The organism is Actinomadura opuntiae (assembly GCF_030283205.1).
In the GTDB taxonomy this organism is placed as follows: Bacteria; Actinomycetota; Actinomycetes; order Streptosporangiales; family Streptosporangiaceae; genus Spirillospora.
Genome location: NZ_JASNWF010000039.1, coordinates 34,334 through 60,128, shown reverse-complemented (window position 1 = coordinate 60,128; position 25,795 = coordinate 34,334). Strand labels below are relative to the sequence as shown.

At 75.9% G+C, this 25,795-nt stretch carries 25 protein-coding genes; 19 read left to right on the top strand and 6 right to left on the bottom strand.

Features of this window, described 5'->3' with window-relative positions; genetic code table 11:
- The 6 genes from QP089_RS46665 to QP089_RS46640 form a co-directional block, all read left to right on the top strand.
- A partial coding sequence (locus tag QP089_RS46665) for a HAMP domain-containing sensor histidine kinase (protein ID WP_285921050.1) occupies nucleotides 1-1,319 on the top strand: 1,319 nt, incomplete at its 5' end.
- Between the two features lie 120 nt (nucleotides 1,320-1,439).
- Nucleotides 1,440-2,813, top strand: a complete 1,374-nt coding sequence (locus QP089_RS46660) for a bifunctional glycosyltransferase family 2/GtrA family protein (RefSeq protein ID WP_285921049.1) — start codon at nucleotides 1,440-1,442, stop codon at nucleotides 2,811-2,813.
- Nucleotides 2,810-4,948: a glycosyltransferase family 39 protein gene (locus QP089_RS46655; RefSeq protein ID WP_285921048.1), complete on the top strand. Its 2,139-nt coding sequence runs from the start codon at nucleotides 2,810-2,812 to the stop codon at nucleotides 4,946-4,948. Before QP089_RS46660 ends, QP089_RS46655 begins: the two co-directional genes overlap by 4 nt.
- A gap of 17 nt (nucleotides 4,949-4,965) precedes the next feature.
- A complete protein-coding gene (locus QP089_RS46650) occupies nucleotides 4,966-7,056 on the top strand; it encodes a glycosyltransferase family 39 protein (RefSeq protein WP_285921047.1) in 2,091 nt (696 codons plus the stop codon).
- 80 nt (nucleotides 7,057-7,136) lie between these two features.
- Nucleotides 7,137-7,436, top strand: coding sequence for a 4a-hydroxytetrahydrobiopterin dehydratase (locus QP089_RS46645; protein ID WP_285921046.1), 300 nt, complete (start codon nucleotides 7,137-7,139; stop codon nucleotides 7,434-7,436).
- 13 nt (nucleotides 7,437-7,449) lie between these two features.
- The gene (locus QP089_RS46640) at nucleotides 7,450-7,923 is read left to right on the top strand and encodes a TIGR00725 family protein (RefSeq protein ID WP_285921045.1); all 474 of its coding nucleotides are present in this window, start codon (nucleotides 7,450-7,452) and stop codon (nucleotides 7,921-7,923) included.
- A gap of 19 nt (nucleotides 7,924-7,942) precedes the next feature.
- Here the strand turns inward: QP089_RS46640 and QP089_RS46635 are convergent, their stop codons facing one another.
- Together QP089_RS46635 and QP089_RS46630 are read right to left on the bottom strand one after the other, a co-directional pair.
- Complete coding sequence (locus QP089_RS46635) at nucleotides 7,943-8,728, bottom strand: SDR family NAD(P)-dependent oxidoreductase (protein ID WP_285921044.1); 786 nt, start codon at nucleotides 8,726-8,728, stop codon at nucleotides 7,943-7,945.
- A 48-nt stretch (nucleotides 8,729-8,776) separates the two neighbouring features.
- On the bottom strand, nucleotides 8,777-9,613 hold the full coding sequence (locus QP089_RS46630; RefSeq protein ID WP_285921043.1) for a tyrosine-protein phosphatase: 837 nt from the start codon (nucleotides 9,611-9,613) through the stop codon (nucleotides 8,777-8,779).
- A 151-nt stretch (nucleotides 9,614-9,764) separates the two neighbouring features.
- Here QP089_RS46630 and QP089_RS46625 point away from each other — a divergent pair, with 151 nt between their 5' ends.
- The gene (locus QP089_RS46625; protein ID WP_285921042.1) at nucleotides 9,765-10,235 is read left to right on the top strand and encodes a PPOX class F420-dependent oxidoreductase; all 471 of its coding nucleotides are present in this window, start codon (nucleotides 9,765-9,767) and stop codon (nucleotides 10,233-10,235) included.
- 72 nt (nucleotides 10,236-10,307) lie between these two features.
- Here the strand turns inward: QP089_RS46625 and QP089_RS46620 are convergent, their stop codons facing one another.
- On the bottom strand, nucleotides 10,308-12,608 hold the full coding sequence (locus QP089_RS46620; protein WP_285921041.1) for an ATP-binding cassette domain-containing protein: 2,301 nt from the start codon (nucleotides 12,606-12,608) through the stop codon (nucleotides 10,308-10,310).
- A 62-nt stretch (nucleotides 12,609-12,670) separates the two neighbouring features.
- Between QP089_RS46620 and QP089_RS46615 the strand changes: the two genes are divergently transcribed.
- Complete coding sequence (locus QP089_RS46615; RefSeq protein ID WP_285921040.1) at nucleotides 12,671-13,648, top strand: helix-turn-helix transcriptional regulator; 978 nt, start codon at nucleotides 12,671-12,673, stop codon at nucleotides 13,646-13,648.
- 66 nt (nucleotides 13,649-13,714) lie between these two features.
- A complete protein-coding gene (locus tag QP089_RS46610; RefSeq protein ID WP_285921039.1) occupies nucleotides 13,715-14,089 on the top strand; it encodes a VOC family protein in 375 nt (124 codons plus the stop codon).
- Nucleotides 14,090-14,104: 15 nt separating this feature from the next.
- Here the strand turns inward: QP089_RS46610 and QP089_RS46605 are convergent, their stop codons facing one another.
- On the bottom strand, nucleotides 14,105-15,451 hold the full coding sequence (locus QP089_RS46605) for a cytochrome P450 (RefSeq protein ID WP_285921038.1): 1,347 nt from the start codon (nucleotides 15,449-15,451) through the stop codon (nucleotides 14,105-14,107).
- 77 nt (nucleotides 15,452-15,528) lie between these two features.
- Here QP089_RS46605 and QP089_RS46600 point away from each other — a divergent pair, with 77 nt between their 5' ends.
- Together QP089_RS46600 and QP089_RS46595 are read left to right on the top strand one after the other, a co-directional pair.
- On the top strand, nucleotides 15,529-15,981 hold the full coding sequence (locus QP089_RS46600; RefSeq protein ID WP_285921037.1) for a cupin domain-containing protein: 453 nt from the start codon (nucleotides 15,529-15,531) through the stop codon (nucleotides 15,979-15,981).
- Nucleotides 15,978-16,766, top strand: a complete 789-nt coding sequence (locus QP089_RS46595; protein WP_285921036.1) for an IclR family transcriptional regulator — start codon at nucleotides 15,978-15,980, stop codon at nucleotides 16,764-16,766. Before QP089_RS46600 ends, QP089_RS46595 begins: the two co-directional genes overlap by 4 nt.
- Here QP089_RS46595 and QP089_RS46590 read toward each other — a convergent pair.
- Entirely contained in the window at nucleotides 16,738-17,697 is a 960-nt protein-coding gene (locus QP089_RS46590; protein WP_285921035.1) for a LysR family transcriptional regulator, read from the bottom strand. The two genes, QP089_RS46595 and QP089_RS46590, sit on opposite strands and share 29 nt — an antisense overlap.
- Nucleotides 17,698-17,780: 83 nt before the next feature.
- On the opposite strand from QP089_RS46590, the gene QP089_RS46585 reads away from it, so the two are divergent.
- The 8 genes from QP089_RS46585 (at nucleotide 17,781) to QP089_RS46550 (ending at nucleotide 24,988) form a co-directional block, all read left to right on the top strand.
- Nucleotides 17,781-18,830 carry an aminotransferase class V-fold PLP-dependent enzyme gene (locus tag QP089_RS46585; protein WP_285921034.1) on the top strand — a complete coding sequence of 350 codons (1,050 nt, stop codon included), beginning with the start codon at nucleotides 17,781-17,783 and terminating at the stop codon, nucleotides 18,828-18,830.
- Between the two features lie 108 nt (nucleotides 18,831-18,938).
- On the top strand, nucleotides 18,939-20,000 hold the full coding sequence (locus QP089_RS46580; RefSeq protein ID WP_285921033.1) for an NAD-dependent epimerase/dehydratase family protein: 1,062 nt from the start codon (nucleotides 18,939-18,941) through the stop codon (nucleotides 19,998-20,000).
- Nucleotides 20,001-20,037: 37 nt separating this feature from the next.
- Nucleotides 20,038-20,706 (top strand): glycosyltransferase family 2 protein, encoded by a 669-nt coding sequence (locus tag QP089_RS46575; RefSeq protein ID WP_285921032.1) that lies wholly within the window; start codon nucleotides 20,038-20,040, stop codon nucleotides 20,704-20,706.
- Nucleotides 20,703-21,359 (top strand): TIGR04282 family arsenosugar biosynthesis glycosyltransferase, encoded by a 657-nt coding sequence (locus QP089_RS46570; protein WP_285921031.1) that lies wholly within the window; start codon nucleotides 20,703-20,705, stop codon nucleotides 21,357-21,359. Before QP089_RS46575 ends, QP089_RS46570 begins: the two co-directional genes overlap by 4 nt.
- A complete protein-coding gene (locus tag QP089_RS46565; protein WP_285921030.1) occupies nucleotides 21,356-21,973 on the top strand; it encodes a methyltransferase domain-containing protein in 618 nt (205 codons plus the stop codon). Before QP089_RS46570 ends, QP089_RS46565 begins: the two co-directional genes overlap by 4 nt.
- Nucleotides 21,949-23,118: a molybdopterin-dependent oxidoreductase gene (locus QP089_RS46560; protein WP_285921029.1), complete on the top strand. Its 1,170-nt coding sequence runs from the start codon at nucleotides 21,949-21,951 to the stop codon at nucleotides 23,116-23,118. The genes QP089_RS46565 and QP089_RS46560 overlap by 25 nt, the downstream gene beginning before the upstream one ends.
- Nucleotides 23,115-23,615 carry a hypothetical protein gene (locus QP089_RS46555; RefSeq protein WP_285921028.1) on the top strand — a complete coding sequence of 167 codons (501 nt, stop codon included), beginning with the start codon at nucleotides 23,115-23,117 and terminating at the stop codon, nucleotides 23,613-23,615. The genes QP089_RS46560 and QP089_RS46555 overlap by 4 nt, the downstream gene beginning before the upstream one ends.
- Complete coding sequence (locus QP089_RS46550) at nucleotides 23,612-24,988, top strand: hypothetical protein (RefSeq protein ID WP_285921027.1); 1,377 nt, start codon at nucleotides 23,612-23,614, stop codon at nucleotides 24,986-24,988. The genes QP089_RS46555 and QP089_RS46550 overlap by 4 nt, the downstream gene beginning before the upstream one ends.
- 27 nt (nucleotides 24,989-25,015) lie before the next feature.
- Here the strand turns inward: QP089_RS46550 and QP089_RS46545 are convergent, their stop codons facing one another.
- On the bottom strand, nucleotides 25,016-25,777 hold the full coding sequence (locus QP089_RS46545) for an SDR family oxidoreductase (RefSeq protein ID WP_285921026.1): 762 nt from the start codon (nucleotides 25,775-25,777) through the stop codon (nucleotides 25,016-25,018).
- Nucleotides 25,778-25,795: the final 18 nt, after the last annotated feature.

Genomic DNA, 25,795 nt, shown 5'->3' with positions numbered 1-25,795 from the left:
CCGCCGCCGGCCCGCCCGGCCCCGAGGGACCCGGCGGCCCCGGCGGCCCCGGCGGCCGCATCCAGCGGATGATGGGCCGCGAGATCGCCGGCGCGCTCGCCGCGTGCCGCCCCGACGCCACCGCCAGCGGCGGCGACGGCCGCCCGCCCGGCCCCTACGAGATCATCCAGGTGGTCAACGCGCAGGGCCGGGCCTGCACCCTCCCCGACGCCGGCTCGCTGAAGGTCACCGCCGCCGACGCGCGCGTCGCCCGCGGCGGCGACGAGCGGGTCCTGCGCGACGGCACCGGCACCACCACCACCGGCCGCACCGTCGACGTGCGCGTCCTGACCTTCCCCGCGCAGACCTCCGACGGCACCCCGTTCGCGGTGTCGGTCGCGATCTCCCTGGACGAGGTCGAAGGGCCCCTGGACAACCTGGCGCTGCTGCTGGTCGCCGTCACCGCCCTCGGCGTGCTGGTGTCGGCCGCCGCCGGCCTGATGATCGCACGCGCGTCGCTGCGGCCCGTCGACGAGCTGACCGGCGTCGCCGAGCACATCGCCCGCACCGAGGACCTCGGCATCCGCATCCCCGCCGAGGGCACCGACGAGATCGCCCGGCTCGGCCGCTCCTTCAACGCCATGACCGGCGCGCTGGCCGCCTCCCGGGAACGCCAGCAGCAGCTCATCGCCGACGCCGGCCACGAGCTGCGCACCCCCCTGACCAGCCTGCGCACCAACATCGACCTGCTGCTGCGCGCCGAGGCCACCGGCCGCGAGCTGCCCGCCGCCACCCGCCACAACCTGCTGGTCAGCGTCAAGGCCCAGATGCTGGAACTGTCCAGCCTGGTCGGCGACCTGCTGGAACTCGCCCGCCCCGACGAGGCCGAACCCGTCCGCCAGACCGTCGCGCTGCACGAGGTCGTCGACCGCGCCGTCGACCGCGCCCGGCTGCGCGGCCCCGGCCTGACCGTGCGGGCCGCCACCGAACCCTGGTACGTGCAGGGCGACCCCGCCTCCCTGGAACGCGCCGTGGTGAACCTGCTGGACAACGCCGTGAAGTTCTCCCCGCCCGCCGGGACCGTCACCGTCGGCCTCGCCGGCGGCGAGCTCACCGTCCGCGACCACGGCCCCGGCATCCCCGCCGCCGACCTGCCGCACGTGTTCGAGCGGTTCTGGCGGTCCCCCTCGGCGCGCAGCCTGCCCGGCTCCGGGCTCGGCCTGTCGATCGTCGCCCGCGTCGTCGGCGAGAGCGGCGGCCGCGTCGCGCTGGAGGCCGCCGACGGCGGCGGCACCCTGGCCCGCGTCCGCCTCCCCGGCACCCCCGACCCCCGCGACTGACCGCACCCCGCGACCGACCGCCGCGACCGACCGCGCCGCGGCGGCGGCCCGCGGGTTTTCTCATACCCCGTTCATCAACGGCTCAGGGGCTTCCCACACCCGCCGCCGAACCTCGGTCACATGAGTCACCTTGTCACCGAACGGGGCACGCCCGCCGCGCCGCCCCCGCCCGTGCACGACCACGGCGGGCGGGGACGGCTGGTCGAGGTGGTCGTCCCCGTCCACAACGAGGAACGCGTCCTGGCCGCCAGCGTCGAACGCCTGCACGCCTACCTGGCCGACACCTTCCCCTACCCCTTCCGCATCACCGTCGCCGACAACGCCAGCACCGACGCCACCTGGTGGATCGCGCAGCAGCTCACGGCGCGTATGGACCGCGTCAACGCCGTCCGCCTGGAACGCAAGGGACGCGGACGGGCGCTGCGGCACGTGTGGAGCACCAGCGACGCCGACGTCGTCGCCTACATGGACGTGGACCTGTCCACCGACCTGGACGCGTTCCTGCCGCTGGTCGCACCGCTGATCTCCGGGCACAGCGACCTGGCGATCGGGTCGCGGCTCACCCGCGGGTCCGCCGTGGTGCGCGGCCCCCGCCGCGAGGTCATCTCCCGCTGCTACAACCTGCTGCTGCGCACCACCCTCGCCGCCCGCTTCAGCGACGCCCAGTGCGGCTTCAAAGCCGCCCGCACCGAGATCGTCCAGGCGCTGCTGCCGTCGGTGGAGGACCAGGAGTGGTTCTTCGACACCGAGCTGCTGCTGCTCGCCGAACGCAACGGGCTGCGCATCCACGAGGTCCCCGTCGACTGGGTCGACGACCCCGACTCGCGCGTCGACGTCGTCCGCACCGCCCGCGACGACCTGCGCGGCATGGCCCGCGTCGCGCGCCGCATGCTCACCGGCGCGTTCCGCGCCCCCGTCGGCGGCCGCCGAGCCCCCGGCACCAGCACCGGCACGAACACCGGCACCGGCGCCGCCCTGCCCGCCGGGATGGCGCGGCAGCTGCCCGCCTTCGCCGTCATCGGCGCCATCAGCACCCTGGCGCAGCTGGTCCTGTTCGTGCTGCTGCGGCTGGCGATGGGACCGCTGTGGGCCAACGCGCTGTCGCTGGTCATCACCACCATCGGCAACACCGCCGCCAACCGCCGCTTCACCTTCGGCGTCACCGGCACCCGGCGCGCGTTCCGCCAGCAGCTCGAAGGCGGCGCGACGTTCCTGCTCGGCCTCGCGCTGTCCACCGGCGGGCTGGCGCTGCTGCACGCCGCCGCGCCCGGCGCGTCCCGCGCCGTCGAGGTCGCCGCGCTCATCGGCGCCAACGCCGTCGCCACCCTGGTGCGGTTCCTGCTGATGCGCGCCTGGATCTTCCACCCCCGCCGCCTGGGGGACCGCCCGGCGGACGCCGGCGCCCCGCACGCCGGCGCCCCCCGCACCGACGCGACGATCCCCGGGGACGGCCGCGCGCCGGCCGCCGAGGAGACCGGAGGGACCCTGTCATGACCCAGACGCTTCCCGCGCCCGCCGCAGGGACCGCGGCCCCCGCCCCCGGCGGGCGGATCCGCCGGCTGCTGCTCGGCGCCCCCGGCGACCCGCGCTGGTCCCGCCCCGCCCTGTGGGCGGTCCTGGCCGTCGCCGCCGCCCTGTACGCCTGGGACCTGACCGGCGGCGGCTACGCCAACACCTACTACTCCGCCGCCGTCAAGAGCGGCTCGCAGAGCTGGAAGGCGTTCTTCTTCGGCTCCCTGGACGCCGGCAACTACATCACCGTCGACAAACCACCCATGGCGCTGTGGGTCCAGGACCTGTTCGCCCGCGTCATCGGGTTCGGCACCCCCGCGCTGCTGCTCCCGCAGGTCATCGGGGGCGTCGCCGCCGTGGCGATCCTGCACGCCACCGTCCGCCGCGCGTTCGGGCACCCCGCCGCGCTCATCGCCGCCGCGGTGCTGGCCCTCACCCCGATCACCGTGGCGATCAACCGCGACAACAACCCCGACACCCTGCTGGTGCTGCTGCTGGTCGCCGCCGCATGGGCGTGCCAGCGCGCGATCGAGACCGGGCGGCTGCGGCCCCTGCTGCTGTCGGCGTTCCTGATCGGCTGCGGCTTCAACACCAAGATGCTGCAGGCGTTCCTGGTCGTCCCCGCGTTCGCGCTGGTGTACCTGATCACCGCGCGGCCCGGCATCGTGCGCCGCGTGGCGCACCTGGCCGCCGCCGGCGCCGTCCTGGCCGCCTCCTCGGCCTGGTGGATGCTGATCGTCGACGCCGTCCCCGCCGGCAGCCGCCCCTACATCGGCGGCAGCACCGACGGCACCGTCTGGGACCTGGTCATCGGCTACAACGGCCTCGGCCGCGTCTTCGGCGAGAGCAACGGCCCCGGCGGCGGACGCGGCGGAGGCGGCGGCGCCTCCTTCGGCGGCCAGGCCGGCGCCGGACGGCTGTTCAACGACGTCGTCGGCGGCCAGATCTCCTGGCTGATCCCGTTCGCCGTCGTCGCGCTGCTCGCCTGCCTGGCGCTGCTGTGGAAGCGGCCCCGCACCGACCTCGCCCGCGCCGCGCTGCTGCTGTGGGGCGGATGGCTCGCCGTCCACTACGTCATCTTCAGCTTCGCCGAAGGCACCTTCCACCCCTACTACACCACCGCGCTGGGCCCCGCGATCGCCGCGCTCACCGGCGCCGGCTCCGCGCTGCTGTTCACCGCCGGCCGCCGCGACGGCCGCCGCTCGTGGATGTGGACGCTGGTGCTGTCGGCCGCGATCGCCGTCACCGGCGCGTGGGCGTTCGTCCTGCTGGACCGCACCCCGTCCTGGCACCCCTGGCTGCGCTGGACGATCGCCGCCGCGGCCGTCCTGGCGGTCGCCGGGCTGCTGGGCGGCCGGTTCGTCCGCCGCGCCGCGACCCGCGCCGCCGTCGCCGGAGCCGTCCTCGCCACCGTCGCGACACTGGCCGGACCGGGCGCGTACGCGGTGTCGGCCGCCTCCACCGCCTCCAACGGCAACAACCCGCAGGCCGGGCCGTCCACCGGCTTCGGCGGACCCGGCGGCATGCGCGGCGGGCCCGGCGGATCCAAGGGCTTCCCCGGCGGCGGCCAGCTGCCCGGCGCAGCACCGGGCGCAGCCCCCGGCGGGCAGCTGCCGGGCGGCTTCCCCGGCGGCGCGCCCCGGCAGAACTCCGGTGGGCAGAACTCCGACGGGCAGGCGCCCTGGACGCGCGGTGACCGCACCCAGCGGTCCGGCGGCGGACGCGGCGGCTTCGGCGGCGGGCCCGGCGGCGAGACCAGCACCCAGATGATCTCCTACCTGGAGAAGAACCAGGGGAGCGCGACCTGGCTGGTGGCGGTGTCCAGCGCCCAGTCCGCGAGCTCGATCATCCTGAGCACCGGACGCCCCGTCATCGCGATGGGCGGCTTCACCGGCAGCGACCCCGCCATGACCGTCGCCAAGCTGCAGCAGTACGTCAAGGACGGCAAGCTGCGCTACATCCTGCTCGGCGGCGGCATGGGCCCCGGAGGCGGCGACGCCTCCGTCACCGCCTGGGTGCAGAAGAACGGCACCCTCGTCAAGCCCGCCGAATACGGCGGGACCTCCTCCACCGGCTCGTCCGGCTCGTCCGGCGCCCAGCTGTACAAGCTGGGCTGACCCCTGGGACCCCAACGATGACCTCCACGATCCAGGCCGCCCCGCCCGCGACCCCGCGCGGGCGGGGCGGCCTCCCGCACCGCCTCCTGCACCGGGTGCTGCGCGGGCCCGCCGCCGACCCCGCGTGGGCCCGGCCCGCGCTGCTGGTCCTGCTCGCCGCGACCGCCGTGCTCTACCTGTGGGGCCTGGGCGCGTCCGGCTGGGGCAACGCGTTCTACTCCGCCGCCGTCCAGGCCGGCGCGACCAGCTGGAAGGCGTTCTTCTTCGGCTCCTCCGACGCCGCGAACGCCATCACCGTCGACAAGACGCCCGGCGCGCTGTGGCCCATGGAGCTCACCGCGCGGATCTTCGGGGTGAACTCCTGGAGCGTCCTGGTCCCGCAGGCGCTGATGGGCGTGGCGACCGTCGCGCTGCTGTACGCGGCCGTGCGGCGCCGGTTCCCCGCCTGGGCGGGGCTGCTGGCCGGTGCGGCGCTCGCCCTCACCCCGGTCGCCGCGCTGATGTTCCGGTTCAACAACCCCGACGCGCTGCTGGTTCTGCTGCTGACCGCCGGCGCCTACGCCGCCCTGCGCGCGCAGGAGAACGCGAGCACCCGCTGGCTGCTGGTCGCCGCCGCCTGCGTCGGCACCGGGTTCCTGGCCAAGATGCTGCAGGCGTTCCTGGTCGTCCCGGTGTTCGCGCTGGTGTACCTGGTCACCGCGCCGACCCCGGTGCGGCGGCGGCTGTGGCAGCTGCTGCTGGCCGGCGCCGCGTTCACCGCGGCGGCCGGATGGTGGGTGCTGGCCGTCGCGCTGGTGCCCGCCTCATCCCGCCCCTACATCGGCGGATCCCAGCACAACTCGGTCCTGGAACTGGCGCTCGGCTACAACGGCCTCGGCCGCCTCAACGGCGAGGAGACCGGCGGCCTGGGCAACCTCAACCAGGACGCCGGCGCCGGCCGGCTGTTCGGCGCCGCGATCGGCGGGCAGATCTCCTGGCTGCTGCCCGCCGCGCTGATCCTGCTGGCCGCCGGGCTGTGGGCCACCCGCCGCGCGCCCCGCACCGACCCCGCCCGCGCCGCGCTGCTGGTGTGGGGCGGCTGGCTGCTGCTCACCGGCGCGGTCTTCAGCGAGATGCAGGGGATCTTCCACGAGTACTACACCGTCGCGCTCGCGCCCGCCATTGCCGCCCTCGTCGGCATCGGCGCCGCGATCCTGTGGGAGCGGCGGCGCACCACCGAGGGCGCGGCGTTCCTGTCGGTGTCGGTCGCCGTCACCGCCGTGTGGGCCTACCTGCTGCTGGGCCGCAACCCCGGCTGGCACCCCTGGCTCGGCCCCGTCATCGTCGCCGCCGGGCTGCCGGCCGCCGCGGCGCTGGCGGGCGTGCGGCTGCTGCGCGGCCGGCTGCTGGCCGCAGTTCTGGTGCTGGCGGCCGCGGCGTCGCTCGCCGGGCCCGCCGCGTACGCGGTCGACACCGCCGCTACGCCCCACACCGGTTCCATCGTCACCGCCGGTCCCCGCACCTCCGCGGGCTTCGGCCCCGGACGGGGCGGGCCGGGCGGCGGACGCGGCCCCGGCGGCACCAACCGCGGGCAGGGATTCGCGCCCCCGCAGACCGGTGGCGGGCAGCCCGGAGCCACCGGTCCCGGCCGTGGCCTTCCCGGCTTCCGCAACGGTCAGGGCGGGTTCGGCGGCGGACGTCCCGGAGGCGGCGGCCCCGGAGGCGGGCCCGGTGGCGCCGGCGGGCTCCTGAACGCCGGGACGCCGAGCGCGCAGGTCACCGCCGCGCTCAAGGCGAACGCCTCGTCCTACACCTGGGCCGCCGCCGCGATCGGGTCCAACACCGCCGCCGGCTACCAGCTGGCCACCGGCGCGCCGGTCATGGCGGTCGGCGGGTTCAACGGCACCGACCCCGCCCCCACCCTCGCGCAGTTCCAGCGGCTCGTCCGGCAAGGGAGGATCCACTACTTCGTCGGCGGCGGCGGGACGATGATGGGCCGCGCCGGCGGCAACGGCAGCGGCAGCGGCAGCGACGAAGCCCAGCGGATCGGCGCGTGGGTCGCGGCGACCTTCACGGCCGCCTCCGTCGGCGGCACCACCCTGTACGACCTGTCCTCCGGTGCGGGGTGACCCGCGTCACAGGCCGCGGCGGCGCCCATGATGTACTCGGAAGGAGACCGCAGCGACCCGACGACCGGGAGTGATCACCGATGGCCGACACGCTCGACGACACCGCCGTCGCCGACCGCCTGCGCGCCCTGCCCGCCTGGAGCAGGACCGGTAAGGAGATCCGCCGGGAGGTGAAGGCGCCGTCGTTCCTGGAGGGGATCGCGGTGGTGGAGGAGGTCGCCCGCGCCGCCGAGGACGCCGACCACCACCCCGACATCGACATCCGGTGGCGGACCCTGACCTTCGCGCTGTCCACCCACAGCGCCGGCGGGCTGACCGGCAAGGACTTCGACCTCGCCGCGGTGATCGACCGGATCGCCGAACGGCACGGCGCGCAGTAGGCGGGGCCGCCCGATGGCCGTGCAGGTCGCGGTGTGCGGGCCCGCCGAGTGCACCGAACGCGACTGGGACCGCGCCCACGAGACCGGGCGGCTGCTGGCCGCCCGCGGCGCCGTGGTGCTCTGCGGCGGGCACGGCGGCGTCATGGCGGCCGTCGCCGCCGGCGCCCGCTCCGCCGGCGGGACCGTGGTCGGGGTGCTGCCGGCCGCCGACCGGTCCGCCGCCGGCCCCGACCTGAGCGTCGCGCTGCCGACCGGGCTCGGCCAGGCCCGCAACAACGTGATCGTCAACGCCGCCGACGCCGTCATCGTCATCGGCGGGTCCTGGGGGACGCTGTCGGAGCTGGCGCTGGCGATGCGCGCCGGACGCGTCCCGGTCGTGCAGCTCGGCGGCTGGCTCGTCCACGACGAGGACGGCCGTCCCGTCGCCGGGATCGTGCACGCCACCGGCCCCGCCGACGCCGTCCGCGCCACCGGCCTGTGGGACTGACCCCGCCCCGGCCCCGGGGTCAGTGGACGGAGAAGCCGCCGTCGACGAAGATCGCCTGCCCGGTGACGTAGGACGACGACGGCGAGGCCAGGAACACCGCCGCGCCCGCGAAGTCCTCGGCGACGCCGTTGCGGCCGGTCATCGTCCGCGCCGCCAGCTGCTCCACCCGGTCCGGGTCGGCCTGCAGCCGCGCGTTCAGCGGCGTCAGCACGAACCCCGGGACCAGGGCGTTGGCGGTGACGCCGCGCGCCGACCACGCCTCGGCCTGCGACCGCGCCAGCGCCACCAGCCCCGCCTTGGACACCCCGTAGGCGCCGCTGGTGACGAACGCCCGGAACGCCTGCTGCGAGGCGATGTGGATCAGCCGCCCGTACCCCCGCTCGGCCATCCCCGGCCCGAACCGCTGCCCGAGCAGGAACGGCGCGTCCAGGTTCACCACCATCGTGGCGTCCCAGACCTGCTCGCCGAGCTCCTCCATCGGCGGCCGCAGGTTGATCCCCGCCGCGTTCACCACGATGTCGGGTTCGCCGAACGGGTCGGCGGCGCGGCGCGCCGCGTCGGCCACCCCGTCCCGCGTCCCGAGGTCCGCGCTGACCCACGCGGCGCGGCAGCCGCGGGACTCCAGGTCCGCGACCGTGCCGGCGAGTTCGCGTTCGCGGCGTGCGACGACCACCACCGACGCGCCCGCCCGCGCCAGCGCCCCGGCGATGGCGCGCCCGATCCCCGAGCTGCCGCCCGTCACCACCGCCGTCCGGCCCTCCAGCGAGAACAGCCCGGACAGGTACGCCGACGTCTGATCGATCATGGAACGGCAGCCTACGGGCCCGGCCCCGCCCGGCACGCCGCCCAGGGGTCAGGAGGTCAGCAGCCGGGCGCGCAGCGCCGCGATGGTCGCGTCGCTGAGGCCCAGGCCCTGGTGCACGTAGTTGTCGAAGCCGCCGTAGACCTGGTCGACCTCGTGGAACGCCTCGTCCAACCAGGAGGACTCCACCGCGTCGGACCGGCCGAGGTAGGTGTTGCTGGCCAGGTAGTCCTGGTACACCGTCGCCTTCGGGACGCCCAGCAGCGGCAGCAGCACCGCCGCGCCCCACCCGGTGCGGTCCTTGCCGGCGGTGCAGTGGAACACCGTCGCGCCCGGGTTGGCGGCGATCGAGGTGAGCAGGTCGCGGTAGGCGCGGCTCGCGCCGCTGTAGTCGACCATGAACGGGTAGGCGATGGACTGCCCGAGGTTGGACGACCCGGTGATCAGCCCCATCAGGAACCCGTACAGCAGGCTGCCCAGCGCCGGGTCGGCGAAGGAGATGCCGTGTGACAGGTCCTCCACGTCGGCGACCTTGTAGGCGATGCCGGCGGGCAGCCGGTCCGGGTCGTCGGAGCGCTCCTGGACGTTGCGCAGGTCCACGTCCAGAGTGATCCCCAGGCCCAGCAGCGTCTGCTGGTCGGCCGCCGACAGGTCCGCCAGCGAGTTCGACCGGTACACCACACCGGTGCGGACGTGACGGCCGTCGGCGGTCGCGTACCCGCCGAGGTCGCGGAAGTTGGCGGCCGTGGCCAGCCGCGGCGCCGCGGCCAGGGCCGAGGTCGCGGAGGGCGCCTGCGCCGGGGCGTCGGCGAGGGCGGGCGGCGCGATCAGCGCGCCGGCCAGCAGCGCGGTACCGAGCAGGACTCCGGACGTACGGGCGGGGCGCATGGCGGACCTCATCGGGCGGCGGGGGAGAGGGGACGCCCGTCATGATGCAGCCCGCCCGGACGGCGATGAACTGGTGAGCCCTCAAAACTTCCCGGCGATCATTGTGCGGGGCGACAACGGGCGGCCTCGGGCCCCTCCCTAAGGTGGAGGCATGGCTCCTTCGATCGCCACCGCGAACCGCGTCGAACGCTCCGAACTGCTGGAGTTCCTGCGCCCCCGCCACCGCGCCCTGATCGCCACCACCCGCTCCGACGGCCGCCCGCAACTGTCCCCGGTCACCTGCGGCGTCGACCCCGAGGGCCGCATCGTGGTGTCCACCTACCCCGAGCGCGTCAAGGCCCGCAACGCCCGCCGCGACGCCCGGGTGTCGCTGTGCGTGATGTCCGACGACTGGAACGGCCCCTACGTGCAGGTCGACGGGACCGCCGAGGTCATCGACATGCCCGAGGCCGCCGACGCCCTGGTCGACTACTACCGCTGCATCGCCGGCGAGCACCCCGACTGGGACGAGTACCGCGAGGCGATGCGCCGCCAGGACAAGTCCCTCATCCGCATCACCATCGACCGCTGGGGCCCCATCGCCACCGGCGGCTTCCCCGCCCGCCTGACCCCCACCGACTGACCCCCACCGACTGACCCCCGGGCCGGCCGCCCGGAATCGGCGGCCTGCCCCGCCTTGGTCGGGCGGGGCAGGTCAGCTTGCGGCTGCTTCGGCCTGGGCGGTGAGGGAGCGGCGTAGGAAGTCGGCGGTGACCGACTCCTGCGCGTGCACCAGGTCGGCCGGGGTGCCCTCGAACACCACGCGGCCGCCGGCGCGGCCGCCGCCGGGGCCGAGGTCCACCACCCAGTCGGCGTGCTTGACCACCGCCAGGTCGTGCTCGACGACGATGACGGTGTTGCCGCCGTCCACGAGCCGGTCCAGCAGCGCCAGCAGCGCGGCGACGTCGTCGGCGTGCAGGCCCGTCGTCGGCTCGTCCAGCAGGTACAGCTGACCGGTGCGGTGCAGCCGCGCCGCGAGCTTGACGCGCTGCCGCTCGCCGCCCGACAGCGACGACAGCGGGCGGCCGAGCGGCATGTGGCCCAGGCCGACGTCGGCGAGGGCGCGCAGCCGCGCGGCGATCGCCCGTTCGGCCGGGTCGTCGCCGGTGAACAGCGCCAGCGCCTGCGCGGCGGGGGTCTCCAGCACGTCGGCGATGGACCGGCCGCGCAGCGTGTGGGCCAGCACCTCGGGGCGGTAGCGGCGCCCGCCGCACGCCTCGCACCGCACCGTGACCGGGTCCATGAACGCAAGGTCGGTGCGGATGACTCCGGCGCCGTCGCACCCGGGGCAGGCGCCCGCGGAGTTGTGGCTGAACAGCGCGGCGTCCACACCGTTGGCCTTGGCGAACAGGCGGCGCAGCGGGTCCATCGCGCCGAGGAACGTGGCGGGGCTGGAGCGACGCGACGCGGTGATCGCCGACTGGTCCACCACCACCGCGTGCGGGTGGCGCGCCGCGAACTCCTCCATCACCAGGCTGGTCTTGCCCGACCCCGCCACGCCCGTCACCACCGTCAGCGCGCCGGCCGGGAACCGCACCGTGACGTCGGCGAGGTTGCGGGCGTTCGCACCGGTCACCGTCAGCCACTGCGACGGCGTGCGGAACGCCTGCTTGACGGGCGTGACCCGGCGCAGCGACCGCCCCGTGGGGGTGGCGGCGCCGGCCAGCCGGGCGGCGGTCCCGGTGAACACCACCTCGCCGCCGCGCGCGCCCGCGCCCGGCCCCATGTCCACGACGTGGTCGGCGGCGGCGATGACGGCCGGGTCGTGCTCGACCACCAGCACGGTGTTGCCCTTGTCGCGCAACCGCCGCAGCAGCGCGACCAGCCGGTCCACGTCGCGCGGGTGCAGCCCGGCGCTCGGCTCGTCGAACACGTACGTCATCCCGGTCAGGCTCGACCCCAGGTGCCGGACGACCTTCAGCCGCTGCGCCTCCCCGCCCGACAGGGTGCGGGTCTCGCGGTCCAGGCTGAGGTAGCCCAGGCCGATCTCCTCCAGACGACGCAGCCGCGCCAGCGCCGCCCCCGCGACGGACGCGGCGACGGGGTCGGTGACGTCCTCCAGCATCCCGATCAGGTCGCCGATCTCCAGCGCGCACAACTCGGGGAGGGACCGGTCGGCGATCTTCGACGCGCGCGCCGCCGCGTTCAGCCGGGCGCCGCCGCACTCGGGGCAGGCGTCCTCGCGCACGACCCGCCGCGCCGCCTCCCGCACCGTCCCCTTGAGGGTGTCGATGTCCCGTTTGATATAGAGGCGGTCGAACCGCTCGACGAGGCCCTCGTAGGCGTTGCTGCCGAGCGACCCCGTCCGGTTGCGCCGCCTCACCCGGAACCCCTTGCCGTACAGCAGCAGGTCCCGCTCATCGGCGGTGAAGTCGCGCAGCGGCTTGTCGGGGTCGAACAGCCCCGACTCGGCGTACAGCTGCCACACGAACGTGCCGACGCCGAACGGCGGGAAGTTCACCGCGCCCTCGTTGAGGGTCTTGGAGGTGTCCAGGAAGCGGTCCAGGTCGACGCGGGTGACGCGGCCGAGCCCGTCGCATCCGGGGCACATGCCGCGCGGGTCGTTGAAGGAGTACACCGAGGCCTCCCCGGCGCTCGGGACGCCGTGGCGGGAGAACAGCACCCGCAGCACCGGGTTGATCTCCGACGCCGTCCCGACGGTGGAGCGGGCGCCGCCGCCGATGGGCCGCTGGTCGACCACCACGGCGGGCGCCAGGTTCTCGATCGCGTCGGCGTCGGGCCGCTCGTGCTTGGGCATCCGGTCACGGACGAACCAGCTGAAGGTCTCGGCGAGCTGCCGCCGCGCCTCCACCGCGACCGTCCCGAACACCAGCGACGACTTGCCCGACCCCAACACCCCGGTGAACACCACCAGGCGCCCCTTGGGGATGCGCAGCGAGACGTCCTTGAGGTTGTTCTCCCGTGCCCTGCTGATGATGATGTCGTCCCCGTGCATGCCGCCCACGCTACGAAGCAAACAGGTCAGGAACGGTCCTCATTGGCGGGCATACTGGCGGCATGTCCTCGGCGCGCCTGCTGCAACTGCTGTCCCTCCTGCAGACCCGCCGCGAGTGGACGGGCCCGGAGCTGGGCGAGCGGCTCGGCGTGACGGTCCGCACCGTCCGCCGCGACGTCGAACGCCTCCGCGACCTCGGCTACCCCGTGCACGCCACCCTCGGGAAGGTCGGCGGGTACCGGCTGGAGGCCGGCGCGGCGCTGCCGCCGCTGCTGCTGGACGACGAGGAGGCCGTCGCGATCGCGGTCGGGCTGCGCGGCGCCGCCGGGGGAGCGGTCGAGGGGATCGGCGAGGCGTCGGTGCGGGCGCTGGCCAAGCTGGAGCAGATCCTGCCCGCCCGGCTGCGCCGCCGCGTCGGCGCCCTGCACACCGCCACCACCCCGCTGACCGGGCCGCCCGCCGGGCCCGCCGTGGACCCCGAGACCCTCACCGTGCTGGCCGCCGCCAGCCGCGACCGCGAACGGGTCCGCTTCGCCTACCGCGACACCGGCGGCGCCGAGACCTCCCGCCTGGCCGACCCGCACGGCCTGGTGACCGCCGGGCGCCGCTGGTACCTGGTCGCCTTCGACACCGGACGCGACGACTGGCGGACCTTCCGCGTCGACCGCGTGTCCCGCCCGCACCCCACCGGCGTGCGCTGCCCGCCCCGCGACCTGCCCGCCGCCGACGCCGCCGCGTTCGTCACCCGGTCGCTGGCCCGCTCGCGGCCGCTGCGGCAGGCGGTGCTGACCGTGCACGCCTCCGCCGAGGAGCTCATCGACCGGTTCCGCGTCACCGGCGCCGAGGTCGAACCGGTCGACGAGCGCACCTGCGTGCTGCGCACCGCCCCCGACTCCCTGGAGTACACCGCGCTGCGCATCGCCTACCTCGACCTGGACTTCGAGGTCGTCGAACCGCCCGAGCTGGTCGAGCGGCTCGCCGCCGTCGGCGCCCGCCTCACCCGCGCCACCACGGCGGACGATCCCTCCCGGCGTACCTGACAGAAGATGTCAGTCTCTCCTGGAAGACTGTGCCACATCGACCTTGAACGACCAGGGAGTACATACATGACCGGTATCGCCGAGTTCATCGCCGTCAACATCGACTGCCCGGAACCGCCGAAGCTCGCGGCGTTCTACGCGGCGCTGACCGGCGGTGAGGTCACCTTCGACACCCCCGAGGCCTCCGCCGTCGCCCTGCCCGGCGGGCAGAACCTCTACTTCCAGGGCGTCCCCGACCACCAGGCGCCGACCTGGCCGACCGGGGAGCGCCCCCAGCAGTACCACCTCGACTTCTACGTCGACGACCTCGACAAGGCCGAGGCGCAGGTCACCGAGCTGGGCGGCGCCAAGCCCGACTTCCAGCCCGGCGGCGACCGCTGGCGCGTGCTGACCGACCCCGCCGGCCACCCGTTCTGCGTCTGCCTGCGCAGCGGCCAGTAGCCGGTCAGTAGCCGGTCAGTCCGGCAGGACGCGCACCGGCAGGCCGCCCCGGGGACGCATCGCGGTGACGCTGGTCGGCGTCACCGCGGACGACACCAGCGCCAGCCGCGGGCCGCGCAGCAGGCAGGCCAGCATCGTCTTCAGCTCGACGGTCGCCAGCGTAGAGCCGATGCAGCGGTGCGGCCCGCCGCCGAACGGCAGGAACGTCGCGGCGCCGGTGGGGCGGTACAGCTCCGATGCGGGATCCCACCGCTCGGGCCGGAACCGCCCCGCCTGCGGCCACACCTCCGGCATCCGGTGCGTGACGTAGGGGGAGTACAGCACCATCGCGCCCGCCGGGACCCGGTGCCCGGCGTACACGAAGTCCTCCACCGGCACCCGCGCGCTCAGCACCGCCGGCGGGAACAGCCGCAGCGTCTCCTGCACCACCCCGTCCAGGTAGGTCAGCTTCGGCAGGTCGGCCGCCTCCGGCGGCCGGCCGCCGAGGACGCCGGCGACCTCCCGGCGCGCCCGCTCGGCCGCCTCGGGATGCACCAGCAGCGCGTACACCGCCCACGCCATCGCCGCGCTGGTGGTGTCGTACCCGGCCGAGATCAGGCTGATCACCTGGTCCTGCAGCTCCTGGCGGGTCAGGCCCGAGCCGTCCTCGTCGCGGGCCGCCATCAGCATGCCGAGCACGTCGTCGTGCCCGCCGCCCTCGCGGCGGCGCCGCTCGATCTCCTCGTCCACCCGCCGGGCGACCGCCGCGCGGGAGGCGGTGACGCGCCGCCAGTACGGGTTGGGCAGGGCGCGCAGCATCATCTGCGCCACGAAGTTGCGGTCGATCCCGGCCAGCGCGACCTGCAGGCCGCGACCGATGACCTCGGCGTCGGCGGCGAGCCGGTCGCCGAACAGCACCTCCACGGTGCTGCGGCGGATCACGCCGCGCAGCTCGGCGTAGGCGTCCAGCGTTCGGCCGGGCGTCCAGGACGCCAGCGCCGCGCCCGTGTTGGCGGCGATCCGGGCGACGTACCCCTCGACGCGGCGGTGGTGGAACGCCGGCTGCACCAGCCGGCGGCGGCGCCGGTGGTCGGGGCCGTCGCTGACGATCAGCGCGGTCTCCCCGTTCACCGGCACCAGCAGGTCGAACGCCTCCCGCCAGCGGAACAGCCCGGAGTTGGCGAACACGAACGCGTTGGCGTCCGGGCCGAACAGGTGCACGAACGGCCGGCGGCGCGTCCCGACGGCCACGACCGGGCCGTGCTCGGCGTACAGCCGCAGCAGGCTCGCGCACGGGTTCATCGCGAACCCGATGCCGTGCCGGGCGGTCACCGCCGGGGAGGGGGACAGCGGTGCGGCCGGGGTCATCGTCGCGGATCCCACCCGCCCATCCTCGCACGCCCCCGCGGGCGGGCGCCCCCGGTCGTCCCGGGTCCCGGCCCGGTGCGAGGATGGGACGCGTGACCGACGAGACCGAGGCGCGGGGAACGGCGGCCTGGCACGGCAGGATCGAGCTGGTCCGGGGGACGCGGCTGCGTTCCGACACCGCCCAGACATCCGGGATGCGGCGGTTCGAGGCGATCTCCGGCGCCACCGTGGGATCGGAGCGGCTGTGGATGGGCCGCACCCACGTCCCGCCGGCGACCAGTTCGGGCGACCACCACCACGGCGAGGCCGAGACGGCGATCTACGTGGTGTCGGGGCACCCGGTGTTCGTGTTCGCCGAGGGAGAGCGGGAGGTGCGGGTGGCGACCGGGCCCGGCGACTACGTGTTCGTGCCGCCCTACGTCCCGCACCGCGAGGAGAACCCGTCCGGCGAGGAGGAGGCGGTCGTGGTGATCGCGCGCAGCACGCAGGAGGGCATCGTGGTCAACCTGCCGAGCCTGCGGGCGCCCCGCCCGCAGGACGGGTGAGCGCGGTGCCCGCCGGACCCGGCGACCCGGACGGGCACCGGCCCAAACCGGGGACCCAGACCGTCGACCGGGCGGTCGCGGTGCTGCGCACCTTCGAGGACGCCGGCCGCCAGACCCCCACCGAGATCGCCCACCGGCTCGGGCTGTCGGTGAGCACCGCGCACCGGATCGTGCACGCGCTGCACGCCACCGGCATGCTCGGCCGCGACCCGCAGACCGAGCGGTACTTCCTCGGCCCCACTACCGCGATCCTCGGGCGGCTGGCGCTGGAGCGGATGGGCTCCACGCTGCTGCAGCCGGAGCTGACCGCGCTGCGCGACGGCACCGGCGAGGCGGTCAGCCTCGGCGTGCGGGCCGGCGACGAGGTCGCGGTGCTGCTGCACCTGCCCTCCACCCACCCGCTGCGCTACGACCAGCCGCCCGGCGACCGCAACCCCATCCACACCTGCGCGATGGGCAAGGCGCTGCTGGCCTTCGAGGACGACCACGTCGCGATGCGCGAGCCCTACCGCCGCTACACCCCCTCCACGCTCACCACGCGCGCCGAACTGGCGGCCGAGCTGGCGCGGATCCGCGAGCGCGGCTACTCGGTCAACGACGAGGAGCGCCTCGCCGGCGTCCGCGCGGTCGCGGCGCCGGTCCGCGACGGCGCGGGCCGCGCGTTCGCCGCGGTCGCGCTGCAGGGCCCGGCGGTGCGGTTCGGCGACGACCGGATGCCGGAGCTGAGCGAGGCGGTGCTGGACGCGGCGACCCGCCTCACCGACCTGCACCGCCACCTGTCCTGACCGCCCCCTCGCCCGGCCCGGCGGCCGGACCGACGACTGGGGCGCCGGTGGCGGACGCGGCGGCGAGCTCGTCCAGCAGCGCGGCGACCGCGGGCGGGCGGGGACCGGCCGGCACCAGCGCGACGACGCGGCGCTTGCCCAGGTCGGGCGCGGCCGGGACGGTCACGCCCGGCTCCGAATGCAGCCCGAGCGCCAGGCCCGGCAGCGCGGTCACCGCGAGCCCGTGCGCGACCAGCCGCTGGACCGCGACGTGGTCGTCGGTGGCGAACGCGATCCGCGGCACGAACCCGGCGCGCCCGCACGCCCACCGCAGGTGGTCGCGGCAGCGCGCGCAGCCCGACACCCACGTCTCCTCCGCCAGGTCCGCCAGCCCGACGGGCCCGGCGGCCAGCGGGTGCGCGGCGGGCAGCGCGATCCGGATCGGGTCCTGGCACAGCACCACCTCCCGGAACCGCGCATCGGTGTCGGACGGCAGGTACTCGTGGTTGAACACCACCGCCACGTCGACCTCACCGGCCCGCAGCGCCGCCAGCGCCTGCGGCGGCTCGGCGTCCATCAGCGTGACGGTGACGCCGGGCGCGCGGTCGCGCAGCCCGGCAAGGGCGGCGGGCAGCAACGACGCCGCCGCGGTGGGGAACACCGCGATCCGCACCCGCCCGGCGCGCAGCCCGGCGATCGCGGCGATCCGCTCCTCGGCGTCGTCCATCCGCGCCAGGACGTCCTCGACGTGCTCGACCAGGATCCGCCCGGCCTCGGTGAGGCGGACGCCGCGGCCGTGCCGCACCACCAGCGGGGTCCCGACCTCGGCCTCCAGCCGGGCGATGTGGTGCGACACCGCCGGCTGGGTGTAGGCCAGGGACCGCGCGGCGGCCGTCATCGAGCCGAGCCGGGCGACCTCCCGCAGGATCCGCCCGCGATGCAGGTCCAGCATGAGCCCAAGGTATCAACCGCGCTGATGGGTCATGCAGAAAACCGTACTTTGTCCTATGGCCGGTGGTGTACCACCCTGGGGGCATGATCCTTTCCGTGCGGGAGGCGCAGCGGGAGTTCGCCGCCGGCGCCGCCTACCTCGACACCGCCACCTACGGCCTGCCGCCGCGCGCCGCGCACGAGGCGATGCTGGCGTCCGAGCGGGACCGGGCGGCCGGGCTGCTGGTGCCGGCCGACCTCGACCAGGCCGTCACCCGGTCCCGCGCGGCGTTCGCGCGGCTGCTCGGCCTGCCCGCGAACCGCGTCGCCGTCGGCTCGCACGCCTCCTACTTCGCCGGGCTGGTCGCGGCGTCGCTGCCCGCCGGCGCCCGCGTGCTGGTCGCCGAGGGCGACTTCACCTCGCTGCTGTTCCCGTTCCTGGCCCGTCCCGACCTGGCCGTCCGGGCGGTGCCGCTGGAGCGGATCGCCGAGGAGGCCGGCGAGGTGGATCTGGTCGCGGTGTCGGCGGTGCAGTCGGCCGACGGGCGCATCGCCCCCATGGACGAGCTGATCGCCGCCGCGCACGCCGCCGGCGCCCGCGTCCTGCTGGACGCCACGCAGGCCGCCGGATGGCTGCCGCTGCCCGCCGCCGGCGTCGACTGGCTGGTGTGCTCGGGCTACAAGTGGCTGCTCGGCCCGCGCGGGACCTGCTTCCTGGCCGGCACCGAGGAGGCGCTGGCCGCGCTGCCGCCGATCGGCGCGGGCTGGTACGCCGGCGCCGACGTCTGGGACTCCATCTACGGCACGCCGCTGCGGCTGGCGTCCGACGCGCGCCGCCTGGACCTGTCCCCGGCCTGGCAGTGCTGGGCCGGGCACGCGCCCGCCCTGGAACTCATCGAGCGGGTCGGCGTCGCGGCGATCCACGAGCACGACGTCGCGCTGGCGCGCCGCTTCCAGGCCGCGCTCGGGCTGGAGCCCGGCGACTCGGCGATCGTGTCGGTCCCGGTCACGGACGGCACCGCCGACCTGCTGCACGCGAACGGGGTGATCGCCTCGGTGCGGGCCGGGCGGCTGCGGTGCGCGTTCCACCTGTCCACCACCGAGGCCGACGTCGACAAGGCCGCCGGGCTGCTGGCCTCCCGCGTCGCCGCCTGAACGGCGGCCGGCGCGCAGGACCGCAGATCTTACAAATCTCGAACAAGGTACCTTGACCGGCGCCTTCGGGCCCGTCCCGGCCGCCGCCGCGCCCTACCGTTCGACGGCATGAACGTACTGCTCACCGGGTCGGCCGGTTTCATCGGTTCGCACATCGCCGAGGCCCTCACCGCCGCGGGCCACCGGGTCCGCGGGCTGGACCTGCGGCCCGACGGCCTGGACCCCTCCGGCGGCCCGTCCGGCACCGCCGACGTCCGCGACTCCGCGGCCGTCGCCGAGCGGCTGGACGGCATCGACGCCGTCTGCCACCAGGCCGCCAAGGTCGGCCTCGGCGTGGACGTCTCCGACCTTCCCGACTACGCGTCGGTGAACGTGCACGGCACCGCGGTGCTGCTGGCGGAGATGGCCCGCGCCGGGGTCGGCACGCTGGTGCTGGCGTCCTCGATGGTCGTCTACGGGGAGGGCGCCTACGCCTGCCAGGTGCACGGGCCCGTGCGCCCGGCGCCGCGCCCGGAGGAGGCGCTGCGGGCCGGGCGGTTCGAACCGGACTGCCCCGAATGCGGGCGGCCCCTGGCGCCCGGCGCCGTCGCCGAGGACGCCGCGCTGGACCCCCGCAACGTCTACGCCGACACCAAACTCGCCCAGGAGCACCTGGCGGCGTCGTGGGCGCGCACGACCGGCGGCTCGGTCGCCGCGCTGCGCTACCACAACGTCTACGGGCCGCGGATGCCGCGCGACACCCCCTACGCGGGCGTCGCCGCGATCTTCCGGTCGCGGCTGCTGAACGGCCAGGAACCGCTGGTCTTCGAGGACGGCGCGCAGCGCCGCGACTTCGTGCACGTCCGCGACGTCGCCCGCGCCAACGTCCTGGCCCTGGAGCGGGCCGCGGCGGACCCGGCCGCGCGGGGCGCGCTGCGCGCCTACAACATCGCCAGCGGCGAGCCCCGCACCATCGGCGACATGGCCGCCGCGCTCGCCGGCGCGCTCGACGGCCCGCCGCCGCGCGTCACGGGCGGTCACCGGCTCGGCGACGTCCGCCACATCGTCGCCCGCCCCGACCGCGCCCGCCGCGAGCTCGGATTCTTCCCGTCCGTGCCGTTCGGCGAGGGCATCGCCGAGTTCGCCCGGGACGGGGCCGGCCCCGCCCGGCTGCCCGTCACCACTTCGTAAGGGTCGCCGCCCCGTCACCGAAAGTAGCGTCAGAGCCGTGATCGACGTGATTCTCCCGTGCCTCAACGAGGCCGAGGCACTGCCGTGGGTGCTGTCCCGGATGCCCGCGGGCTTCCGGCCCCTGGTGGTCGACAACGCCTCAACCGACGGATCCGCGCGCGTGGCCGCGGACCACGGCGCCGACGTGGTGCCCGCCGCGACCCGCGGGTTCGGCGCCGCCTGCCATGCCGGGCTGCTGGCCGCCACCGCCGAGACGGTGTGCGTCATGGACGCCGACGCCTCCCTGGACCCCGCCGAACTGCCCCGCATGGTCGCCGAACTCCACCGGCTCGGCGCCGGCGGCGCACCGGCGCTGGTGCTCGGCCGGCGCCGTCCGGCCGCGCGCGGCGCCTGGCCGCCGCACGCGCGGCTCGGCAACGCCGTGCTGGCCCGGTCGCTGAACCGGCGCGCCGGCACCCGGCTGCACGACCTCGGCCCGATGCGCGCCGCGCCGCGCGCCGACCTGCTCGCCCTCGGCCTGGCCGACCGCCGGTTCGGCTACCCGCTGGAGATGGTGCTGCGCGCCGCCCGCGCGGGCTGGCGGATCGGCGAGCTGGAGGTGGCCTACCTGCCGCGCACCGGCCGGTCGAAGGTGACCGGGACGGTCGGCGGGACGGTCCGCGCCGTCCGCGACATGCGCCGCGTCCTGGCGGAGGTGGCCCCGTGAGCGCGCCGGACGGCGCCGCCGCCGACCTGCTGGTCATCGCCAAGCAGCCGCTGCCCGGCCGGGTGAAGACCCGGCTGACCAGCGCCTACACGCCCGACGAGGCGGCCGCGCTGGCCGCGGCCGCCCTGCACGACACCCTCGCGGCGGTCGCCGCCGCCCCGGCGCGGCGCCGCGTCCTGGCGCTGGCCGGAACGCCCGGCCCGTGGCTGCCCGACGGGTTCACCGTCCTCGCCCAGCGCGGCGGCGGCCTGGACGAGCGCCTCGCGCACGCCTTCGCCGACGCCTACGACGGCCGCCCGCTGGTGCTGGTCGGGATGGACACCCCGCAGGTCACGCCCGCGCTGCTGGACCGCGCCGGCCGGGCCCTGCGCGGGCACGACGCGGTGTTCGGCCCGGCCCGCGACGGCGGCTTCTGGCTGCTCGGGCTGCGCCGCCCCGACGAGCGGCTGCTGCTGGGCGTCCCGATGTCGCGGCCCGACACCGGAACGCTCCAGCTCGCCCGGCTGCACGCCGCCGGGCTGCGGGTGGCGCGGATGCCGGAGCTGACCGACGTGGACACCCCGCCCGACGCCGAGGCGGTCGCCGCGCAGGCGCCCGGCAGCCGGTTCGCCGCCGCCGTGCGGGACCTGGGGACCAGGAGCGTCCCGGCATGATCGGCGAACTGTACGAGGAGGCGCTGCGGGGCCGCGCGGCGGTGGAGATCGAGCACGCCGACGGCCGCCGCCGCCCGCTGCCGCTGCGGGACTGGCTGGCGCTGCGCGGCGGCGACGCCGGCCTGCTGGACCGCTGCGAGGGCGCCACCCTGGACGTCGGATCGGGACCCGGCCGGCTGACGGTCGCGCTGGCCCGGCGCGGGATCCCGGTGCTGGGCATCGACGTGGCGCCCCGCGCGGTCGCGCTGACCGTCGCGGCGGGCGCCCCGGCGCTGTGCCGCGACGTGTTCGGGCGGGTGCCGGGTACCGGGCGGTGGAGCACGGTGCTGCTGGCCGACGGCAACATCGGCATCGGCGGCGACCCCGCCCGGCTGCTGCGCCGCGTCCTGGCGCTGCTGGGCCCCGGCGGGCGGGTGCTGATGGAGGTGGACCCGCCGGGCGCGGAGTCGCGGACCGAGCCGCTGCGGCTGCGGTCGGACCGCGCGGTCGGCGAATGGTTCCCCTGGGCGCACGTGTCCGCCGACGGCGCCGCCGCCCTGGCCGCCGCGTGCGCGGCGACCGTCACCGAACTGTGGGAGGAGGCCGGCCGGTGGTTCGTCGCCCTGCGTCCCTGAACAGGCCCGCGTTCCGGCGCCCGGTGCCGCCGGCGGCGCTGACGACGCTGCCCGAGCGCTTCACCAGCCGCCTGCACGACGAACGCGTCGCCGCCTGGCTGGGCATCGCCCTCGGCACCTGCTTCCTGGTCGCGTTCGTGACCGGGCTGGTCAGCCACTTCATGCAGCACCCGGCGGGGTGGATGGTGTGGCCGTCGCGCCCGGTGAACCTGTACCGGGTCACCCAGGGCCTGCACGTCATGACCGGGCTGGCGGCGGTGCCGCTGCTGCTGGCCAAGCTGTGGACGGTCTACCCCCGGCTGCTGCAGTGGCCGCCGGCCCGCTCCGTCCTGCACGCGGTCGAGCGGCTGCTGGTGTTCGTCCTGGTCGGCGGGTCGCTGTTCCAGCTGGTCACCGGCGTGATGAACATCGACTACTGGTACGCGTTCGGGTTCTTCTTCACCACCGCGCACTACTGGACCGCCTACATCGTCATCGGCGCGCTGGTGATCCACGTCGCCAACGAGTGGGCCAAGACGCGCCGGACGGTGATGACCCGCCCGCAGGACGGCCTGAAGCGGCGCACGTTCCTGCTGACGGTCTTCGGGGCGAGCGGCGTGGTCGTCGCGACCACGGTGGGGGAGGCGGTCTCGCCGCTGGCGCGGCTGGCGGTGCTCGCTCCGCGCCGTCCCGGGATCGGGTCGCAGGACCTGCCGGTCAACAAGTCCGCCGCCGCGTCCGGAGTCACCGCACTGGCCCGCGACCCTCGGTGGCGGCTGACGGTCACCGGACGCGTCGACCGCGAGCTGAGCCTGTCACTGGCGCAGCTGCAGGCGATGCCGGCGCGGACGGCGCGGCTGCCGATCGCGTGCGTGGAGGGCTGGAGCGCCGAGGCGACCTGGGAGGGCGTGCGGCTGCGCGACCTGCTGCGCATGGCCGGCGTCGACGACGACGCCCACGTCCGCGTCGAGTCGCTGGAACGCTACGGCCTGTACCGCACCTCGATGGTGCAGCCGCCGCACTGGCACGACCCGCTGACGCTGCTGGCGCTGCGGGTCAACGGCGAGCCCCTCGACCTCGACCACGGCTACCCGTGCCGGCTCATCGCGCCGAACCGTCCCGGCGTCATGCAGACCAAGTGGGTCGGACGGCTGGTGGTCGCATGAACGCGCGCAGGCTCGCCCACGTGGCGGCGTACGCGGCGGGGCTGGCGCTCATCGGGTTCGGGCTGCGGGGGGTGGTCGCGGACGTCCCGGTGCGGGGCTGGGCGACCTGGTTCGTCGGGGCGGCCGTCCTGCACGACGGTGTGCTGGTCCCGGCCGTGCTGGTGGCGGGGGTGGTGACGGGCTGGATCCCGGTCGCCTACCGGCGGGTGCTGCGGGGCGCGCTGCTGGTGGCGGCGTGCGTGACGGCGGTGGCGCTCCCGCTCGTCCTGGGGTACGGGCGGCGCCCGGACGTCCCGTCGCAGCTGCCACTGCCCTACGGCCGCAACCTGGCGATCGTCGTCGGCGCGATCGGTTCCGTGGCGGTCGCGGTGCTGGCGGTGCAGATGGTCACCGGACGCCGCCGGCGGGACGGCGCGGGCAGCGCGGACGGTGCGGGCGGTGCGGGCGGCGGAGCGCACCGCGCCGTCCTGCCGGAGGAGAGGAAGCGGGACCGATGACCGCCACCGACACACGGACGCCCAGCACCAGCGCCCCGGACGCGCGCAGCACGAGCCGGCCGGGATGGATCGCCGTGGCGGTGTGGGCGGCGGGGATCGCGGCGGTGTTCGCCGCCGGCTGGTACCTGCGCCGCGCCGGGCTGGAGACCGAGGACCTGCTGCCCCCGCTGCACGCGCGGGCGCGGGAGGCGCCGCTGACCTGGCAGCTGACGCCGGCCGTCGCGGTCGCGGCGGTGCTGGTGGCGGCGCTGCCGCGGGCGGCGGCGCGGCTGCGGTGGCCGGCGCTGATGGCGCTGGCGTGGGCGGGCGCGGCGCTGTGGGCGGTCGCGCTCGCGGTCGCCGACGGGTGGGACGCCCTCGCCGGGCCGCTGAACGCGCCGACCGAGTACCCGGCGGGGCTGGCGCAGGTGCGCCCCGACCCGCTGGAGTGGCTGCGCACCTTCACCGAACGCCTCGGCGGCTACACCACGCACGTGCGGGGGCATCCGCCGCTGCCGACGCTGCTGCTGTGGGCGCTGGAGAAGGCGGGGCTGCCCGGCACCGGGTGGGCGGCGGCGTTCGTCATCGCCTCGGGGACGTCGGCGGTCGTGGCGATCGCGGTGACGCTGCGGTGCGCGGCGGGGGAGCGGGCGGCGCGGGCGGCGGTGCCGTTCCTGGCGCTGGCGCCGCTGGCGCTGTGGATCGCGACGGCGATGGACGCGTTCTTCCTGGCCGTCGGGGCGTGGGGGACGGCGCTGACAGCGGTCGCGGCGCGCCGCGCGCGCCTCGGCCCGGCGGTCGCCGCCGCGGTCGGGGGCGGGTTGCTGCTGGGCAGCCTGCCCTACCTGTCGTACGGGCTGCTGCCACTGTTCGCGGTGCCGCTGGTGGTGCTGCTGGTGACGCGGCCCCGCTGGTGGGTGCCGGCGGGGCTCGGCGCGGGGCTGGTGGTGGTTCCGACCGCGTTCACCTTGTTGGGCTTCTGGTGGCCGGACGGCGTACGCGCCACCCTGGACACCTACCTGATCAGCCGCGGGTCCGCGCAGCGGCCCTACACCTACTTCCTGTTCGGTGACCTGGCGGTACTGGGGCTGCTGACGGGACCCGCGGTCGCCTATGCGCTGCCGAGCGCGGCGAGTGTGCTGCGGGCGGCGGCGCGGACGCGGACGCTGCCCCCTGCGGCGGTGGTGGCGCTGACGGCGGGCGCGGCGCTGGTGGGCGTGGTCGTCCTGGACCTGTCCGGGGTGACCAAGGGCGAGGTCGAGCGGATCTGGGTGCCGTTCGCCGCCTGGCTGGTGGTGGCCGCGTCCGTGCGGGGGACGGCGGCGCGCGGGTGGCTGGCCGCGCAGGCCGTCACCGCGCTCGCCGTCCAGGCCCTGGTGCTGTCGGCCTGGTGAATGCGGCCCGGTGACCGCGCGCCGAGGTCACCAGGGGACGGGGCCGTCGTCGTCGAAGAACCCGCCGGTCGGGCCGTCGCCCGGCAGGGTCGCCATCCGGATCGCGATCGCGGCGCCCTGCTCGGCGGTGCGGGTGATGGTGCGGCCCGCGCGGATGTGCTCGGTCGCGAAGTCGGTGGCGCAGGGGCCGGGGGCGACGGCGTTGACCAGGATTCCGGTGTCGCGAAGCTGCTTGGCGTACTGGACGGTCAGCATGTTCAGCGCGGCCTTGGACTCGGGGTAGGACGCCACGGCGCCCAGGTTCCAGAAGTAGTGGTCCGGGTCGGTCATGTGGGTCAGCGACCCGGTGCCGCTGGAGACGTTGACGATCCGCGCGGCGGGGGAGCGGCGCAGCAGCGGCAGCAGCGCGTTGGTCACCCGCATCACGCCGAACAGGTTGGTCTCGAACACCTGCCGGGTGCCGTCCAGGTCGGCCTCGGACGGCAGGTCGCCGGGGCCGCCGGAGATGCCGGCGTTGTTGACCAGGACGTCCAGGCGTCCCGGGGAGGCGGTCACGGCGTCGGCGGCGGCCCGCACGCTCGCGTCGTCGGTGACGTCCAGCTGCACGAACCGGACGTCGTGCCCCGCGTCGCGCAGCTGCGCGGCGGCCTTCTCGCCGAGATCGGGGTTGCGGGCGGCCAGCAGGACGGTCATGCCGCGCGCGGCCAGCCCCGCCGCCACGGCGTGCCCGATGCCCTTGTTCGCCCCGGTGACCAGGGCGACCTTGTCGTTCATGGGTCGTTCGCTCATGCCCCCACCCCACCACCG

Coding starts and splice junctions, on each gene's coding strand:
- QP089_RS46660 (WP_285921049.1), top strand. CDS start 1,440: ATGAGTCACCTTGTCACCGAACGGGGCACGCCCGCCGCGCCGCCCCCG.
- QP089_RS46655 (WP_285921048.1), top strand. CDS start 2,810: ATGACCCAGACGCTTCCCGCGCCCGCCGCAGGGACCGCGGCCCCCGCC.
- QP089_RS46650 (WP_285921047.1), top strand. CDS start 4,966: ATGACCTCCACGATCCAGGCCGCCCCGCCCGCGACCCCGCGCGGGCGG.
- QP089_RS46645 (WP_285921046.1), top strand. CDS start 7,137: ATGGCCGACACGCTCGACGACACCGCCGTCGCCGACCGCCTGCGCGCC.
- QP089_RS46640 (WP_285921045.1), top strand. CDS start 7,450: ATGGCCGTGCAGGTCGCGGTGTGCGGGCCCGCCGAGTGCACCGAACGC.
- QP089_RS46635 (WP_285921044.1), bottom strand. CDS start 8,728: ATGATCGATCAGACGTCGGCGTACCTGTCCGGGCTGTTCTCGCTGGAG.
- QP089_RS46630 (WP_285921043.1), bottom strand. CDS start 9,613: ATGCGCCCCGCCCGTACGTCCGGAGTCCTGCTCGGTACCGCGCTGCTG.
- QP089_RS46625 (WP_285921042.1), top strand. CDS start 9,765: ATGGCTCCTTCGATCGCCACCGCGAACCGCGTCGAACGCTCCGAACTG.
- QP089_RS46620 (WP_285921041.1), bottom strand. CDS start 12,608: ATGCACGGGGACGACATCATCATCAGCAGGGCACGGGAGAACAACCTC.
- QP089_RS46615 (WP_285921040.1), top strand. CDS start 12,671: ATGTCCTCGGCGCGCCTGCTGCAACTGCTGTCCCTCCTGCAGACCCGC.
- QP089_RS46610 (WP_285921039.1), top strand. CDS start 13,715: ATGACCGGTATCGCCGAGTTCATCGCCGTCAACATCGACTGCCCGGAA.
- QP089_RS46590 (WP_285921035.1), bottom strand. CDS start 17,697: ATGCTGGACCTGCATCGCGGGCGGATCCTGCGGGAGGTCGCCCGGCTC.
- QP089_RS46585 (WP_285921034.1), top strand. CDS start 17,781: ATGATCCTTTCCGTGCGGGAGGCGCAGCGGGAGTTCGCCGCCGGCGCC.
- QP089_RS46580 (WP_285921033.1), top strand. CDS start 18,939: ATGAACGTACTGCTCACCGGGTCGGCCGGTTTCATCGGTTCGCACATC.
- QP089_RS46565 (WP_285921030.1), top strand. CDS start 21,356: ATGATCGGCGAACTGTACGAGGAGGCGCTGCGGGGCCGCGCGGCGGTG.
- QP089_RS46555 (WP_285921028.1), top strand. CDS start 23,115: ATGAACGCGCGCAGGCTCGCCCACGTGGCGGCGTACGCGGCGGGGCTG.
- QP089_RS46550 (WP_285921027.1), top strand. CDS start 23,612: ATGACCGCCACCGACACACGGACGCCCAGCACCAGCGCCCCGGACGCG.
- QP089_RS46545 (WP_285921026.1), bottom strand. CDS start 25,777: ATGAGCGAACGACCCATGAACGACAAGGTCGCCCTGGTCACCGGGGCG.